15 protein-coding genes are annotated in these 15,475 nt (G+C 59.8%); 5 read left to right on the top strand and 10 right to left on the bottom strand.

Translation table 11 applies throughout. The annotated features are described in order from the left end of the window. Nucleotides 1-15: 15 nt before the first annotated feature. From AC3ZU9_RS02760 to colR, 5 genes are all read right to left on the bottom strand, one after another. Nucleotides 16-243 (bottom strand): hypothetical protein, encoded by a 228-nt coding sequence (locus tag AC3ZU9_RS02760; protein WP_015885673.1) that lies wholly within the window; start codon nucleotides 241-243, stop codon nucleotides 16-18. Then, complete coding sequence (locus tag AC3ZU9_RS02755) at nucleotides 240-959, bottom strand: lipopolysaccharide kinase InaA family protein (RefSeq protein WP_015885674.1); 720 nt, start codon at nucleotides 957-959, stop codon at nucleotides 240-242. The genes AC3ZU9_RS02760 and AC3ZU9_RS02755 overlap by 4 nt, the downstream gene beginning before the upstream one ends. A 4-nt stretch (nucleotides 960-963) precedes the next feature. Then, nucleotides 964-1,644, bottom strand: coding sequence for a class I SAM-dependent methyltransferase (locus tag AC3ZU9_RS02750; RefSeq protein ID WP_490090286.1), 681 nt, complete (start codon nucleotides 1,642-1,644; stop codon nucleotides 964-966). A 187-nt stretch (nucleotides 1,645-1,831) separates the two neighbouring features. Further along, complete coding sequence (locus AC3ZU9_RS02745; RefSeq protein WP_122811904.1) at nucleotides 1,832-3,112, bottom strand: sensor histidine kinase; 1,281 nt, start codon at nucleotides 3,110-3,112, stop codon at nucleotides 1,832-1,834. Then, on the bottom strand, nucleotides 3,102-3,785 hold the full coding sequence (gene colR / locus AC3ZU9_RS02740; RefSeq protein ID WP_003175870.1) for a two-component system response regulator ColR: 684 nt from the start codon (nucleotides 3,783-3,785) through the stop codon (nucleotides 3,102-3,104). The genes AC3ZU9_RS02745 and colR overlap by 11 nt, the downstream gene beginning before the upstream one ends. Nucleotides 3,786-3,986: 201 nt before the next feature. Between colR and AC3ZU9_RS02735 the strand changes: the two genes are divergently transcribed. Together AC3ZU9_RS02735 and AC3ZU9_RS02730 are read left to right on the top strand one after the other, a co-directional pair. Next, nucleotides 3,987-5,936: an LTA synthase family protein gene (locus AC3ZU9_RS02735; protein WP_490090285.1), complete on the top strand. Its 1,950-nt coding sequence runs from the start codon at nucleotides 3,987-3,989 to the stop codon at nucleotides 5,934-5,936. 50 nt (nucleotides 5,937-5,986) lie between these two features. After that, a complete protein-coding gene (locus tag AC3ZU9_RS02730; RefSeq protein WP_046035260.1) occupies nucleotides 5,987-6,724 on the top strand; it encodes a phosphatase PAP2 family protein in 738 nt (245 codons plus the stop codon). Between the two features lie 102 nt (nucleotides 6,725-6,826). Here AC3ZU9_RS02730 and groL read toward each other — a convergent pair whose 3' ends face one another. The 5 genes from groL to AC3ZU9_RS02705 form a co-directional block, all read right to left on the bottom strand. Then, nucleotides 6,827-8,473, bottom strand: coding sequence for a chaperonin GroEL (groL, locus tag AC3ZU9_RS02725; RefSeq protein ID WP_015885679.1), 1,647 nt, complete (start codon nucleotides 8,471-8,473; stop codon nucleotides 6,827-6,829). 50 nt (nucleotides 8,474-8,523) lie between these two features. Next, entirely contained in the window at nucleotides 8,524-8,820 is a 297-nt protein-coding gene (locus AC3ZU9_RS02720; RefSeq protein WP_003175874.1) for a co-chaperone GroES, read from the bottom strand. 247 nt (nucleotides 8,821-9,067) lie between these two features. Continuing rightward, on the bottom strand, nucleotides 9,068-9,544 hold the full coding sequence (locus AC3ZU9_RS02715; RefSeq protein WP_015885680.1) for an FxsA family protein: 477 nt from the start codon (nucleotides 9,542-9,544) through the stop codon (nucleotides 9,068-9,070). 66 nt (nucleotides 9,545-9,610) lie between these two features. Beyond that, nucleotides 9,611-10,342, bottom strand: coding sequence for a HugZ family pyridoxamine 5'-phosphate oxidase (locus AC3ZU9_RS02710; RefSeq protein WP_046035258.1), 732 nt, complete (start codon nucleotides 10,340-10,342; stop codon nucleotides 9,611-9,613). Between the two features lie 117 nt (nucleotides 10,343-10,459). Further along, a complete protein-coding gene (locus AC3ZU9_RS02705; RefSeq protein WP_046035257.1) occupies nucleotides 10,460-11,467 on the bottom strand; it encodes a DUF481 domain-containing protein in 1,008 nt (335 codons plus the stop codon). A gap of 201 nt (nucleotides 11,468-11,668) precedes the next feature. Between AC3ZU9_RS02705 and AC3ZU9_RS02700 the strand changes: the two genes are divergently transcribed. The 3 genes from AC3ZU9_RS02700 (at nucleotide 11,669) to AC3ZU9_RS02690 (ending at nucleotide 15,475) form a co-directional block, all read left to right on the top strand. Then, nucleotides 11,669-11,983: an MGMT family protein gene (locus AC3ZU9_RS02700; protein WP_490090295.1), complete on the top strand. Its 315-nt coding sequence runs from the start codon at nucleotides 11,669-11,671 to the stop codon at nucleotides 11,981-11,983. 43 nt (nucleotides 11,984-12,026) lie between these two features. Then, complete coding sequence (locus AC3ZU9_RS02695) at nucleotides 12,027-13,559, top strand: AmpG family muropeptide MFS transporter (RefSeq protein WP_015885684.1); 1,533 nt, start codon at nucleotides 12,027-12,029, stop codon at nucleotides 13,557-13,559. 200 nt (nucleotides 13,560-13,759) lie between these two features. Then, nucleotides 13,760-15,475 carry a proline--tRNA ligase gene (locus tag AC3ZU9_RS02690; RefSeq protein WP_043205836.1) on the top strand — a complete coding sequence of 572 codons (1,716 nt, stop codon included), beginning with the start codon at nucleotides 13,760-13,762 and terminating at the stop codon, nucleotides 15,473-15,475.

Raw genomic sequence — 15,475 nt, 5'->3', positions numbered from 1 at the left:
GGGGTTTGAATCGTTTCAACTCTGCGGCCTCATCCCTTGAGACATTCCAAACATGAACAGCAACAACTCATGATCAGGCTTGACCGCCACACTGGTCTTGGCGACGCGCGGCAACAGGCATTGCCCGCCACCCTGCGTCGCACTGAGCACCTGTGTGCGGGGCTGTTCCCACGCCGCCAGCGCCAAGGCTGCAACGCCCAGCGCCCCGACCAGGAACAAACCTCGTGCTATTTCTAGCTTCATCTGGTTAAACCCTTGATAGCGCTGCCAAACGCCGTCTCATAAAAATAGCTGAGTTTCTTCCAGTCGGTATCGTTCCACGACGAATGGCGGCGCAATTGCAGCATGTCATGGGAGGCCGCCCGATAAGCGGTCAAACGCTGGCGGCATTTCTCGAAATCCAGCAGCGCCACTTCCACGTTGGCCGAGTCACCTTCGCCCGTCACCCGCACGAAAATATGCTTGATGTACAGGCAGCCATGCTGCCAACGGCCCTTGTGCATACGCGCCAGGGTGCCGGCCAATTCCTTGAGCAGACGCTCGTGAACCAACTCGCCGTACTGTTCGCGGCCACCGGCGGCGTACCAGTTTTCGATTTCGTCGAAACCGTCGAGAGAGGCGGTGACCAACAACGCCTTCCATTGGTGCTCGGGGTCGCGGCGCGCCTCGCAAAACACCATCTCCGGCACTCGCACATCCAACAGGCGCAGGCCCTTGATGGCATCGCGCTCGCGCAACACCGTGGGGCGGCCGAACGGGTGCAACCAGCTGCGGTAGATATGCCCAGTCTGGCGTTTGCTGTAGAGCAAGCGTCCATTGGGGCCCATGACCCGTTGCACGCCACTTTCACCGCCACGCCGACGGTTAGGCTCCTCGACCCACTCGCCCTGCTGGCGCCAGAAATAATCGAATCGCTCTTCGGGAGCTACGTGACTGCCCGCTACGCACTCAACTGCCATCCTGTTACCTCTTGCGCAATACATAGACTCGCCACATGGCGTAGAGCGGTATGAAGTCCAGGGACTCCTGGACACGGAAACCCGCTTCCTCGAATTCTGTTTCAACAGTAGCAGCCGGTAACACAAACCGGTTTTGGTAACCTTCCTGCTCACCCTTGTTGCGACGTTTTACTTCGGCGCGCTTGCGTTTCCAGGCCTTGAAATTGCCATCCACCCACAGCGAAATGATGACGCTGTCGCGGGTAACACGCTGAAATTCCCGCAGTATCGCTAGCCTGTGCGCCGGATCACCAATATGGTGCATCAGGCGCATGCAGAAGATGCTGTCGACCGAGTTATCTGGCAAATCGATATCAAAGGCAGATGTCTGCAAGGGGCGTACCCGTTTCACCACGTCCGCCGGTTGGGCGATTGTGGCGACCTTCAACATCGACGCTGAATTGTCGGCACCGATAATCACACGGTTGGGCTTCTCCGCCAGCAACGGCCAGAACCGCCCGGCCCCGCATGGCAAGTCCAGCACCAACCCCGGCTCACCGGCCATGGCCAGCGCACCGCGCGCTAATTGCTCGTCGCGTTTGTGGGACAGCCGGCGAGCCAGATTGTCCTGATGCTTGAGCAAATAATTCTGCGCGTGCTCGTCGTCGTACTTTTCGGAAAATTCGAGTTTGATCGGGGTAGACATCACTGATCTCCAGTTACTGATGCCTACAACCTTAAGCAGTGAACTGTGATCAACAGGTCAACCAGTTGTGAAAAACTTGTCCTGTCCAATCCCATACATTTCAAGACTTTACAGACACAAGCAATGGCATGGGGCCATCTTCGCCGAATAGCGGGGATCTCTGGCAGGATTGCGGCAGAGGGTAGAGTCAGGCGTTGACCTGACTCAATTGCACATGAAAGCGACAGCCGTTGGGCTCCATGGTGCTGAGGCTGACGCTCCAGCCCTGGTTTTCGCAGATCCGCTGGACCAGCGACAAGCCCAAGCCCAAGCCTTCACCGCGTTTCTCGTTGCCGCGCACGAAGGGCTCGAACATCGCTTCGCGCTTGTCTTCCGGAATGCCCACTCCGGAGTCTTCCACCACAAAACCGCTCGGCTCCAACGTGAGGCGGATAAAGCCGTGTTCGGTGTAGTGCAAGGCGTTGCGTAACAGGTTGCCCATTACCGCATGCAGGAAGGTGGTGTTGTAGCGCGTGTCCAGGGGGTTACCCGGCTGGTAGATCAGTTCCAGGCCTTTACGCTCGATTTGTTCACGCCAGATGCCGAGTAAGTCGTCGGCGACCTGCGGCAACGTCACCTGTGGCGACATTGACGCATTGTCGTGTTCGGCGCGGGCAAGCATCAGGAAGGTTTGCACCAGCTCACGCATCTCTTCACACGCCCGGGCAATACGCTGTACCTGGTTACGCCCACGCTGATCGATGGCCGGGTTTTCCAGCAACAGTTCGCAGGAGCTGGCCAATACCATCAACGGCGTGCGTAATTCGTGGCTTACATCGCTGGTAAACATCTGCTCGCGGAACAGCGCCTGACGGAGCCTTCCCAGCGTGGCATCAAAGGCCACGGCCAGCTCACCCACTTCATCCGCCGCGTAGTCCGGCGCCAGGGGCGGTGCCAGGCCCAGCAACTGGTCACGGTGACGTACCTGGCGGGCCAGACGCACGACCGGTGCCATCACTTTGCGCGCCAGCACCCAACCCAGGAACACCGCCAGCGCCAGGCTGAGGACGAAGCCCACCAGCACGACCGCAAACAGCACCCGCTCGCGTTCTTCGAAATCGCTTTGATCCTGCAGCAGCACATAGCGCCTGCCGTCGACGACTTCGACCATGGCGTGGTACGACAGCGTCTCGCGGAATACTTCATGGAACCCAGGCTCAAGGTGCCGCAAATCCTTGGGCAACTCGAAGTCGCCAGGCCCACCGCTGAAATAAAACAGTTGGTCCGGCTCGGGCCGGTGCCGCCAGTCCTCGACCGTGTCCATCAGCAGCAGACGCTGCAAGTCACCGCCCAGGCCCGCCGAGATCAACTTTTCTTCGACCAAGTGCACAGTCGCCACGATGCCCATGGCAAAGGCGCCCGCCACCAACGCACTCATCAAGGCAAAGGCGATGATGATCCGCTGGGAAAGGCTTTGCTTAAACTCCATCACGACCCTCGGCCAGGCGATAACCCACGCCATGCACCGTTTGCAGCAACGGTTTGGCGAACGGCTTATCGATCACTTGGCGCAATTGGTGAACGTGGCTGCGCAGGCTGTCGCTGTCCGGGCAGTCATCGCCCCACAGGGCTTCTTCGAGAATTTCGCGGCGCAGCACGTGCGGGCTCTTCTGCATCAGGACCGCCAGCAGTTTCAGGCCGACCGGGTTGAGCTTGAGCAGGCGCCCCTCGCGGGTGACTTCCAGGGTGTCGAGGTCGTAGCTCAGGTCACCCACCTGCAGGGCGCGGCGACCGCCGCCCTGGGCACGACGCAGCACGGCTTCGATACGCGCGGCCAGTTCCGACAGGGCAAACGGCTTGAGCAGGTAGTCATCGGCACCGGACTTGAAGCCCTGTAGCCGGTCGTCGAGTTGGTCGCGGGCGGTGAGCATGATCACCGGCGTGTCACGGCGGGCGTCTTCACGCAGGCGCTTGCACAGGGTGTAGCCGTCGATGCCGGGCAGCATGATGTCGAGCACGATCAGGTCGTAATGCTCGGTGGCGGCCAGGTGCAGGCCTGACAAACCGTCCTGCGCACAGTCCACGGTATAGCCCTTCAAACCCAGGTAATCCGCCAGGTTGGCGAGGATATCGCGGTTGTCTTCAACCAATAAAATTCGCATGGGCAGTGTCTCCGTACGCGGTAACGGCCGTGTTGGCTCGCGCAGCTTAAGGCCAAGTGGGGCTCAGGGATAGAGCTGAAAGGCCTGTCGATAAAGCTTTTCAACTGATTGTATTGTCGAACGAGTTTTTCACTATAGCTTCACAAACTGACTACAGTGTCAGGGCGAAGATCGCCTCCCATTGATATAAGGAACATAGACATGGGTTTGTTCAAAACAGCGCCAATGCGCTATTTGCTGTTGGTAACCGGTGCCTGGCTGGTTGTTTTCTTGCTCACACGCAGCGTACTGCTCATCACTCACCTGGACGAGGTCGGAGGCAACTTACTGCCGGTGTTTGGTGTGGGTTTGCTCTACGACTTGGGTTTTCTAGCCTACGCGGCCCTGCCACTGGGGCTGTACCTGCTGCTATGCCCGCCCGCCCTGTGGCGCCGCCGTGGGCACCGTTGGTTCCTGCAGGCAGTGCTGACTGTCAGCCTGTTCGCCATGTTGTTTACTTCGGTTGCCGAATGGTTGTTCTGGGATGAATTCGGCGTGCGCTTCAACTTTATCGCCGTCGATTACCTGGTGTATTCCGATGAGGTGTTGAACAACCTGTTGGAGTCCTACCCGATCGGCAAACTGCTCAGCCTGCTGGCGATGCTGGCCATTGTGCTGAGCCTGGCCCTGCGCAAGCCATTCAACGCAGCGATGAGTGCCCCGCTGCCGGCGATGCGTGGTCGTCTGCTGAACGCCCTCGCCTTGCTGGTCGTCACCGGCCTGAGCCTGCAACTGATCAGCCAGGACAGCCCGCGCACGCAGGGCGGCAATGCCTACAAGAACGAGTTGGCGAGCAATGGCCCGTATCAGTTCTTTGCCGCCTTCCGTAATAACGAGCTGGATTACCCGCAGTTCTACAAAACCCTGCCGACGGACATCGTGGCCCGACAACTGCGCGCTGAACTCAGCGAACCCAACGCCCGCTTCATCGGCCAGGACCCGCTGGATATCCGCCGCGCCATCACCAACCCAGGCACACTACGTAAACCCAACATCGTGCTGGTGACCATCGAAAGCTTCAGCGCCAAGTACCTGGGCAGTAATGGCGATGGCCGCAACCTCACGCCTAACCTGGATGCGCTGCGCAAACAGAGCCTGTATTTCAATAACTTCTACGCCACCGGCACCCGCACCGATCGCGGTCTGGAGGCAATCACCCTGGCAATTCCACCCACGCCTGGGCGCTCGATCGTCAAGCGCATCGGCCGGGAAAGCGGCTTCGCCAGCCTCGGCCAACACCTCAGCGCCATTGGCTATGACAGTGTGTTCGTCTACGGCGGGCGTGGTTACTTTGACAATATGAATGCGTTCTTCAGCGGTAACGGTTATCGGGTCGTCGATCAGAGCAGCGTGCCTGAATCGGAGATCTCGTTTAAAAACGCCTGGGGCATGGCCGACGAGGATCTGTATAAACAGACCCTCAAGCTGGCCGATGCCGACTACGCCAAACAGCAGCCGTTTTTGTTGCAACTGATGACCACGTCCAACCATCGCCCCTACACCTACCCGGACGGGCGCATCGATATCAAATCCGGCAACGGCCGTGATGGCGCGGTGAAATACACCGACCATGCCATCGGCGAGTTCCTGGAGGCAGCGCGCCAGAAGCCGTGGTTCGATAACACGATTTTCGTGTTCGTCGCCGACCACACGGCCGGCAGCGCGGGCAAGGAAGACTTGCCTATCACCAACTACCAGATTCCACTGTTCATCTATGCGCCCAAGCTGATCGATGCTCGGGAAACCGCGCAACTGGCCAGCCAGATCGACCTGGCGCCAACCTTGCTGGGCCTGATCAACCTGAGCTACGAATCAACCTTCTTCGGCCGCAACCTGTTGCAGGACAACCCGCTGCCACCGCGCGTAGTGGTCGGTAACTACCAACACCTGGGTTTGTTTGACGGCACTGACCTGGCGATCCTCAGCCCACGCCTGGGTCTGCGTCGCCACGATCAAGCCTTGGGCGAGAGCCAGGAGCTGCGGGTCGGCAGCGAGGACGCGTTGATCCAACGGGCGATCACCTACTACCAAGCCGCCAGTTACGGGTTCAAGCAGCAATTACTTGGATGGCGAGCCCCCAAGGACGAGGCTCCGGTACTCAGCAAGCGTTAACGAACACGTCCCGTGCCGTTCGGTACGGGATTCTTCAATCAGGGTTCGTCATGCAGTCCACACTCGCGGCGCCGGCTTCCAAGCCGCTCAATCTTTGGCTGTGCTTGGGCATACCCGCCGGTGCCGCGCTCCTGATGCTGTTGCTGGAGCTGACATCGCTGGACATGGACCTCGCCAAGCGTTTCTACAATGCGGCGGATGGCGGCTTCATCGGGCGTTACAGTTTCTTCCTTGAAGACATCCTGCATGACCGTGCCAAGCAATTGGTCATCCTGTTTTCGGTCCTGGCGATTCTAGGGCTCGTCGGCACCTTCATCCTGCAACGGCTCAAGCCTTATCGCCGCGAACTGGTCTGCCTGGTCCTGTCCCTCGGCCTGGCGACGGCCTTCGTCTCGCCGTTGAAAACCATCACCGCCGTGCAGTGCCCCTGGAGCCTCAAGGAATTCGGCGGCCAGGAAACCTACAGCGAACTGCTGAGCCCGCGCCCGCCCACGGATAAACCTGGGCGCTGCTGGCCCGGCGGTCATGCGGCAACCGGGTTTGCCTTGTTTGCCTGGTTCTTTGCGCTACGCGATCGCCGGCCACGCCTGGCGCGCAAGGCATTCATCTTTGCCATCGGCTTGGGCAGCGCTTTTTCAGTGAGCCGCATGCTGCAAGGCGCCCACTTTTTCTCCCACAATGTATGGACGGCGATTTTCTGTTGGCTGATCTGCCTGGGCCTGTACTGCCTGTTGCTCTACCGGCCCTCGAGGGTTGAGGTGCCGCAGGTGCGGGAACTCCACACGTAGACGGGCAACCTGTTCAGCCACTGCCGATGCCCACACAGGCACAAAAAAGCCCCGCCTGCATCACTGCAGGCGGGGCTTTTTCAAGGGCCGGGTAAGGCTGGCTTACATCATGCCGCCCATGCCACCCATGCCGCCCATGTCTGGCATACCGCCACCGCCAGCGCCTTCAGCCTTAGGCTTGTCAGCGATTGCAGCTTCGGTGGTCAGGATCAGGCCACCGATGGAGGCTGCAGCTTGCAGCGCGGAACGAGTCACCTTGGTAGGGTCCAGGATGCCCATTTCGATCATGTCGCCGTAGACGCCAGTCGCAGCGTTGTAACCGTAGTTACCTTTGCCGTTCTTGACTTCGTTGACCACAACGCTTGGCTCGTCGCCGGAGTTGGCAGCGATCTGGCGCAGCGGCGCTTCAACAGCACGACGCAGTACAGCGATACCGACGTTCTGGTCAGCGTTGTCGCCGGTCAGGTTGGTCAGGGCTTCCAGAGCACGGATCAGCGCAACGCCACCGCCAGGTACCACGCCTTCTTCAACGGCTGCGCGGGTTGCGTGCAGGGCGTCTTCAACGCGGGCTTTCTTCTCTTTCATTTCAACTTCGGAACCGGCGCCAACCTTGATCACTGCAACGCCGCCGGACAGCTTGGCCAGACGCTCTTGCAGTTTTTCACGGTCGTAGTCGGACGAAGTTTCGGCAACCTGGGCACGGATCTGGGTGATGCGAGCCTGGATGTCCTGCTCTACGCCAGCACCGTCAACGATGATGGTGTTTTCTTTGGAGATGGTCACGCGCTTGGCGCTGCCCAGGTTTTCCAAGGTGGCGCTTTCCAGGCTCAGACCGATCTCTTCGGAGATAACGGTACCGCCGGTCAGAACGGCGATGTCCTGCAGCATGGCCTTGCGACGGTCGCCGAAGCCTGGAGCCTTGACGGCTGCGACTTTAACGATGCCACGCATGTTGTTCACAACCAGCGTCGCCAGGGCTTCGCCTTCAACGTCTTCGGAAACGATCAGCAGTGGGCGGCCGGCTTTGGCAACGGCTTCCAGCACTGGCAGCATTTCGCGGATGTTGGAGATTTTCTTGTCGACCAGCAGGATCAGCGGGCTGTCCAGCTCGGCAACCATGGTTTCCGGCTTGTTGACGAAGTACGGGGACAGGTAGCCACGGTCGAACTGCATGCCTTCTACAACCGACAGTTCGTTTTCCAGACCAGTGCCTTCTTCAACGGTGATCACGCCTTCTTTACCGACTTTTTCCATGGCTTCGGCAATGATGTCGCCGATGGAGCTGTCGGAGTTGGCGGAGATGGTGCCTACCTGAGCGATAGCCTTGGTGTCAGCGCATGGCTTGGACAGGTTTTTCAGCTCAGCAACGATGGCGATGGTCGCCTTGTCGATGCCGCGCTTGAGGTCCATCGGGTTCATGCCGGCAGCGACGGCTTTGTAGCCTTCGTTGACGATCGCCTGGGCCAGGACGGTAGCAGTGGTGGTGCCGTCGCCTGCGTCATCGTTGGCACGGGAGGCAACGTCTTTGACCAGCTGCGCGCCCATGTTTTCGAAACGGTCTTCCAGTTCGATTTCTTTGGCGACGGAAACGCCGTCCTTGGTGATGGTCGGAGCGCCGAAGCTCTTCTCGATGATCACGTTACGGCCTTTCGGGCCCAGGGTCGCTTTTACTGCGTCAGCCAGGACATTGACACCGGTGAGCATTTTCTTGCGGGCGGAATCGCCGAATTTAACTTCTTTAGCAGCCATGATCGATATTCCTTAAATACTTTGTAGTAACGGGAAAATGAGCGGGGAAATCAGTCTTCCAGAACGGCGAGAATCTCGTTCTCAGCCATAACCAGCAGGTCTTCGCCGTCGACTTTCACAGTGTTGCTGCCGGAGTAAGGGCCGAATACAACCTTGTCACCGACTTTAACGGCCAGCGCACGTACATCACCGTTTTCCAGGGTCTTGCCTGGGCCAGCAGCGACGATCACACCGTGGTTGGCTTTTTCAGCAGCCGAACCTGGCAGAACGATCCCGCCGGCGGTTTTCTTTTCTTCTTCGCTGCGACGGATTACGACGCGGTCGTGCAGAGGACGAAGCTTGCTCATTGTCGATCTCTCCTAATTGTGTTTTTCATCGGCCGGTGTGTGTACCGGCGGGTTGTCTTCCGGCTGTGCCGGTCGCGCCTCGCCAAGCAAGACGCGGAAGTCTGTCTGGTGTCGCCACCAGAAACCTTGCGGTGACCGTTACATAAGGGCGCATAAGCTTATTACAAGGGGCCGCGGCGGAATTTTTTTACCTGTGCCGACGGCTGAAAGCAACACGGCACCCGAAGGTGCCGTGCCAATGACGCGGTTATTTGCTGTCGCGGTGTTCGAACTCACCTTCGATCACATCGCCTTCACGCCCCAGGGGCTGGCGCGGAGCCGGGCCACCACGGGGTTGCAGGTCTTCGGCGAAGGCACGCTGGCGAATCGCAGCCTCTTCAGCCCGCTGGCGCATCTTGCCGGCCAGCAGCTTACGGGTGACTGGCAGCAACATCACCAGGCCCACCACATCGCTGATAAAGCCTGGCAGGATCAACAGGCCACCCGCCAGGGCCATCATCAGGCCTTCAAGCATGGTCTGCGCGGGCAGTTCGCCACGGTTGAGGCTTTCACGGGCACGTAGCGCCGTGGCCAGGCCGGCGACGCGCAGCACCAGGACGCCGAGCATCGAGCCGAGAATGATCAGCAACAGGGCCGGGAAAAACCCGATCGCACTGCTGACTTGAACGAATACGAACAGCTCCAACACCGGGAACAGCAGAAAGAGCAATAAAAAAGGGCGCATCAAATGGTTCCTCAACGCAAGAATGCCTTGCCAGTCCACCTTAGATGACGTCGCCATTTCGTGAATTCAAGCGTCAGCGGCCTCTTTTTTCGGCCAGACCTCGGCGTGAGCCAATGAAACCAGCGCTTCGCGGACTTGTGTCGGCGTGTTGCAAGGCGCTGCAAAAGGCAACCAATGCAACGACTGGCCAATACGCAAATGCATGCCTTCGCTGTCGATGCCCGCCAACTGCGCAGGTTCGGTGGCAGGCAGGCCTGCCAGTTCAACGTAGTGGGCAATGGCCTTGGTGTGATCGCTGTTCATGTGTTCGATCATGCTGCGCTCAGCCTGGCCGGCGAACGGGTTGGCCAGAGTCAGTTGGTCGACCCAGTGAATCGCGCCAAAGCCGCCGATGTAGCGGTGGCGCACCGGCTTGAGTACCCAGAAGTCAAAGTCGTGGGCCTTGTGGTAGTTGGCCGAATCGGGGAAGTACCGGTAGTAGCGTTCGGCCGCCGCTTCAATCGCGGCGCCCTCTTCCAGTTTTTCGGCTTCGGCCAGGTAGGTCAGGCGCCCGACCGCCTGCACGTCATCCGCCTCACGTTCACCCACCAGCAATGAGCACTTGGGGTCTTTTTGCAGGTTATGGGTGTGCTGGGCAATCCGGCTGATCAGGATCAGCGGGCGGCCCTGCTCGTCCAGGCAATACGGCACGACCGACCCGAAAGGGAAACCGGGCATGGCCTTGGACAATGTGGAGAGGGCCCCACGGTATTCCTTGAGCAACAGCTCTCGGGCGTTCTTGGCAACCTGTGCGCTCAACGTTTGACTCCTCGGGTATTCCGCCGCCCATGGCATATGGGAATGGATCTCAACACAAGGTAATCAATCTACGCACCAGTTGCCAGAGGCTCTCCTGCCGGGATGTGTCGAAGGCTGTTACCAGGCCACACCGAAGCCTGCGGTGTAACGGGTCTTGCTCAGGCTGCTTTCCGAGTCGCCACTGATGACATCGCGTTCAGCCTTGAGGTTGAGCGAGGCCCATTCGGTGACTTTGTAGCGCAGGCCCATTTCCGCATCCAGGGAATACTCCGCCGGACCACCGATGGGTTTGCCGAGTTCGCCGCTGGTGAAGAACTCAACGGTCTTGCCTACCAGATAGCGGTTGTAGTTCCACTTCATGGCCAGGGAATAGAAGTTGTCCTTGCCGCCGTCGGAATATTCGTAATCGGTGCGGTTAACCAGCGAGCCCAGGGAGAATGCCCCCAGCTCATCATCCCAGAACTGATAGCCCGGGCCGGTACCGACCGTACGCTGGCGGGCGAGGTCTTCAACCTTGTCACGCTTGTAGGTCAAGCGACCTTGCCAGAACCAATGTTCGGTCAGGAAGCGGTCGAGGTCGTATTCCAACGCCCAGTTGTCGGTGGTGGTCACGTCGTCCTGGAATTCGCGGTTGTACTCGCCCTGCCCGGTATGGCGCCATTGGCCATGCCGCGCGGTGGTCTTGAAGTCGACGTCGTAGTCGTTGGTGTCCTTCTCGGCGCGCTTGTAGTCCAGCGCCATGTCGACATTGCCCTTCCACACCAAGTCTTCGATCACCGGCTTGGGCTTGATGATCTGCTGGATACTGGCCAGGTCGACGGTCTTGGGCGCCTCGCCATTGGCCAGCACCACTTTGCCATCATCCGCCGCTTGCAATGATTTGGCCTTCTCGCCCGTGTAGGCATCCTGCTTGACCAGTAACTCCTGGTCGCTTTGCAGGGTCTTGACCTGCTTCCAGTCCACCGGGATGGCGCCCGCGTAGTCGGTCTGGATCAGCAACTTACCGCCGTCGAAGACCTTGATCTTGCCGGTCAGGCGGTCACCGTTCTTTAACCACACGGTATCTGCGAGCAAGGGCGTTGAGGCGCTGACAACAGCGAGGCACAGCAGGGTTCTGGACAACATAAGCGGATTCGAGGCTCGGGCTTGGCGAAAAGAGGGCATTATCGTGTTAGATAACGTCTTAGCAAGGACTGACTCAAGGATCGGGGTTGAGTTCAATGCTCATCGCCATGTTTACAGACGTTTCTTACACAAATGACGACGATTTCAACGGATAGACTCACAGTGAATAAATCTGCCGAGCCCCCGCAAAGCCCCGCCGAGATGCGCCGCACCGCGCTGTACCTGACTCTGGCGCAAGTGCCTGAAGGTTGCGTGGTCAGTTACGGCGAGCTGGCACACCTGGCCGGGCTCGGACGCGCGGCGCGCTGGGTGGGCCGCACCTTGAGCCAGCTTCCCGAAGACACCAAGCTGCCTTGGCACCGTGTATTGGGTGCCGGTGGTCGGATAAGTCTGCCGGCGGGCAGTGCGTCAGGTGACGAACAGCGCGCGCGTTTACGCGATGAAGGTGTCACTGTCCGCAACAATCGCGTGGATATTCGGCGCCATGGCTGGCGCCCGGTAGAGCACAGCGGTTAGAGTGCGCGCTTTGTTTCCGCAAACCTGAGGCAGACTCCAGCCCATGCCCCGTAAAACCTGGCGCGCCGCGCTCGCCGCCTATGCCAGCCCCTCGACGTTAGTCCTGTTGTTGCTCGGCTTTGCCGCCGGCTTGCCTTACATGTTGGTGTTCTCGACGCTTTCAGTGTGGTTGCGTGAGGCCGGTGTGGCCCGCGAGACCATCGGTTACGCGAGCCTGATCGGTCTGGCGTATGCCTTTAAATGGGTCTGGTCGCCGCTGCTCGACCAATGGCGCCTGCCGTTGCTCGGCAAACTCGGACGCCGCCGCTCCTGGCTGGTGTTGGCCCAATCGCTGGTGATCCTCGGATTGATCGGCATGGGCTTTTGCGACCCGCAGAAACACTTGTCCTGGCTGATCGCTATCGCCGTCGTCGTGGCCTTCGCGTCGGCGACCCAGGACATCGCCGTCGACGCCTACCGCCTGGAAATCGCCGACGACAGCCGCCAGGCTGCCCTGGCCGCGAGCTACATGTCCGGTTATCGCATCGCCGCGCTGCTGGCCACGGCGGGTGCACTGTTCTTTGCCGAAGGCTTCGGCTCCACCGGCTTCAACTATAAACACTCGGCCTGGACCGGCACCTATGTGCTGTTCGGCGTGTTGATGATTCCTGCGCTGCTGACCACCCTGTTCATGCGCGAACCCAATGTGCCGCTGCGCACCCAGTTGCAGGCCGGGCGCTACAGCTTCGTGCATCAATTGGTCTCGGTGTTTGTGCTGATCGTGTTGCTGGTGTCGGTGCCGGCGATGTTCACCCAACTGTTCAACACGGATTTCGCAAGCGTGCTGTTCCACGGCATGAGCCTGTGGGACTTGCTGATGGAAGACCGTGCCTTCCTGCGCGCCATCCTCTATATCACCCTGACCGCCCTGTGCCTCTCGGCCATGGGTCGACGCGGCCTGGCCCCTGTGCTGACGCCGGTCAATGACTTCATCCTGCGCTACCGCTGGCAAGCATTACTGCTGCTGGGGCTGATCGCCACCTATCGCATGTCCGACACGGTGATGGGCGTGATGGCCAACGTGTTCTACATCGACCAGGGCTTCACCAAGGACCAGATCGCCGGGGTCAGCAAGATTTTCGGCCTGATCATGACCTTGGTGGGTGCCGGCATGGGCGGCCTGCTGATCGTGCGCTTCGGCATCCTGCCGATCCTGTTTATCGGCGGTATCGCGTCGGCCGGCACCAACCTGCTGTTCGTGATGCTGGCGGACATGGGCCCGGACCTGCAAATGCTGATCTTCACCATCTCGCTGGACAACTTCAGCTCGGGGCTGGCGACCTCGGCGTTCGTCGCCTACCTTTCAAGCCTGACCAACCTGAAGTTCTCCGCCACCCAATACGCCCTGCTCAGCTCGATCATGCTGCTGCTGCCGCGCCTGATCGGTGGGTATTCGGGGGTGATGGTCGAAAAGTTCGGGTATCACAATTTCTTCCTGATCACCTGCATGTTGGGTGTGCCGACGTTGTTGCTGATTGCGCTGCATTGGTATCAGGAGAATCGGCGGATTCGGTTGAATCCACCGGTAGACGACTGACACACATGCTTGTGTAGTGAGGGAGCTTGCTCCCGCTGGGGTGCGAAGCGCCCCTATAAAAGCCGGCTCCAGCTGCGCTGTCGAACGGGAGCAAGCGCCCTCACTACAAACAGCCCTGTATTCTGATGCCTGTACGGCGGCAGCTTGCGCCCGTACAATCCCAAGTCATTTCAAGTCCAAGCAACCGACAACGGCCTACCATGCGTACCAGTCAATATTTGCTCGCCACACAGAAAGAAACGCCTTCCGACGCGGTCGTGATCAGCCATCAGCTGATGCTGCGCGCCGGTATGATCCGCAAACTGGCCTCCGGCCTGTACACCTGGCTGCCCATGGGCTTGAAGGTGATGCGCAAGGTCGAAGCCATCGTGCGTGAAGAGATGAACGCCGCCGGCTCTCTGGAAGTGTTGATGCCGAGCACCCAACCGGCTGAGCTGTGGCAGGAATCCGGGCGCTGGGAAGAGTACGGCCCTGAACTGCTTCGCTTCAAGGACCGTCATGGCCGCGACTTCTGCGCCGGCCCGACCCACGAAGAAGTGATCACCGACCTGATGCGCAACGAGCTGAGCAGCTACAAGCAGCTGCCGCTGAACCTGTATCAGATCCAGACCAAATTCCGTGACGAAATCCGCCCACGCTTCGGTTTGATGCGCGGCCGCGAATTCATCATGAAGGACGCCTATTCGTTCCACGCTGACCAGGCGTCCCTGCAGGTCACCTACGACCGCATGCACCAGGCCTACTGCAACGTGTTTACGCGCCTGGGCCTGAAATTCCGCCCGGTTGAAGCGGACAACGGCTCCATCGGCGGTGCCGGCTCCCACGAATTCCACGTGCTGGCCGAGTCCGGCGAAGACGATATCGTATTCAGCAACGGTTCCGACTACGCAGCGAACATCGAGAAAGCCGAAGCCGTGCCACGGGAAACCTCCCGTCCAGCGCCGGCTGAAGAGCTGCGCCTGGTGGATACGCCAGAGACCAAGACCATCGCGGCCCTGGTGGAGAAATTCAATCTGCCGATTGAAAAGACCATCAAGACCCTGATCGTGCGCGCCGAAGAAGAAGGCAAGTTGATCGCCCTGGTGATCCGTGGCGACCACGAGCTCAACGAAATCAAGGCCGCCCAGCAACCTGGCGTGGCCAGCCCGCTGGTCATGGCCTCCGACGCCGAACTGCGCGACGCCATTGGCGCCGGTGCCGGCTCCCTCGGCCCGCTGAACCTGCCGCTGCCGATCATCATCGACCGCTCGGTCGAGCTGATGAGCGACTTCGGGATCGGCGCCAACATCGACGACAAGCACTACTTCGGCGTGAACTGGGAACGTGACCTGCCGGTGCCGACCGTGGCCGACCTGCGTAACGTGGTGGCCGGCGACCCAAGCCCGGATGGCAAGGGCACCCTGGAAATCAAGCGCGGCATCGAAGTCGGGCATATCTTCCAGCTGGGCAACAAGTACAGCAAGGCGATGAAGTGCGAAGTGCTGGGCGAGAACGGCAAGCCGATCACCCTGGAAATGGGTTGCTACGGCATTGGCGTATCGCGCGTGGTGGCCGCTGCCATCGAGCAGAACAACGACGAGAAAGGCATCATCTGGAGTGACGCCCTGGCGCCGTTCCAGGTTGCCCTGGTACCGCTGCGTTATGAAACCGAGCAAGTGCGCGAAGCCACCGACAAACTGTATGCCGAACTGACGGCCGCCGGTTTTGAAGTGTTGCTGGATGACCGGGACAAGAAAACCAGCCCGGGCATCAAGTTCGCCGACATGGAACTGATTGGCATCCCGCACCGGATCGTGGTCAGTGACCGCGGCCTGGCCGATGGCAATCTGGAATACAAGAGCCGGACCGAAGCCGAAGCCCAACCGTTGCCGGTGGCTGACGTGCTGTCTTTCCTTCAGGCGCGTATTCGTCGCTGA

Source organism: Pseudomonas sp. A39 (assembly GCF_058145955.1).
Note: the sequence above shows the minus strand (reverse complement) of the source record. Positions and strands in the feature narration are given on the sequence as shown.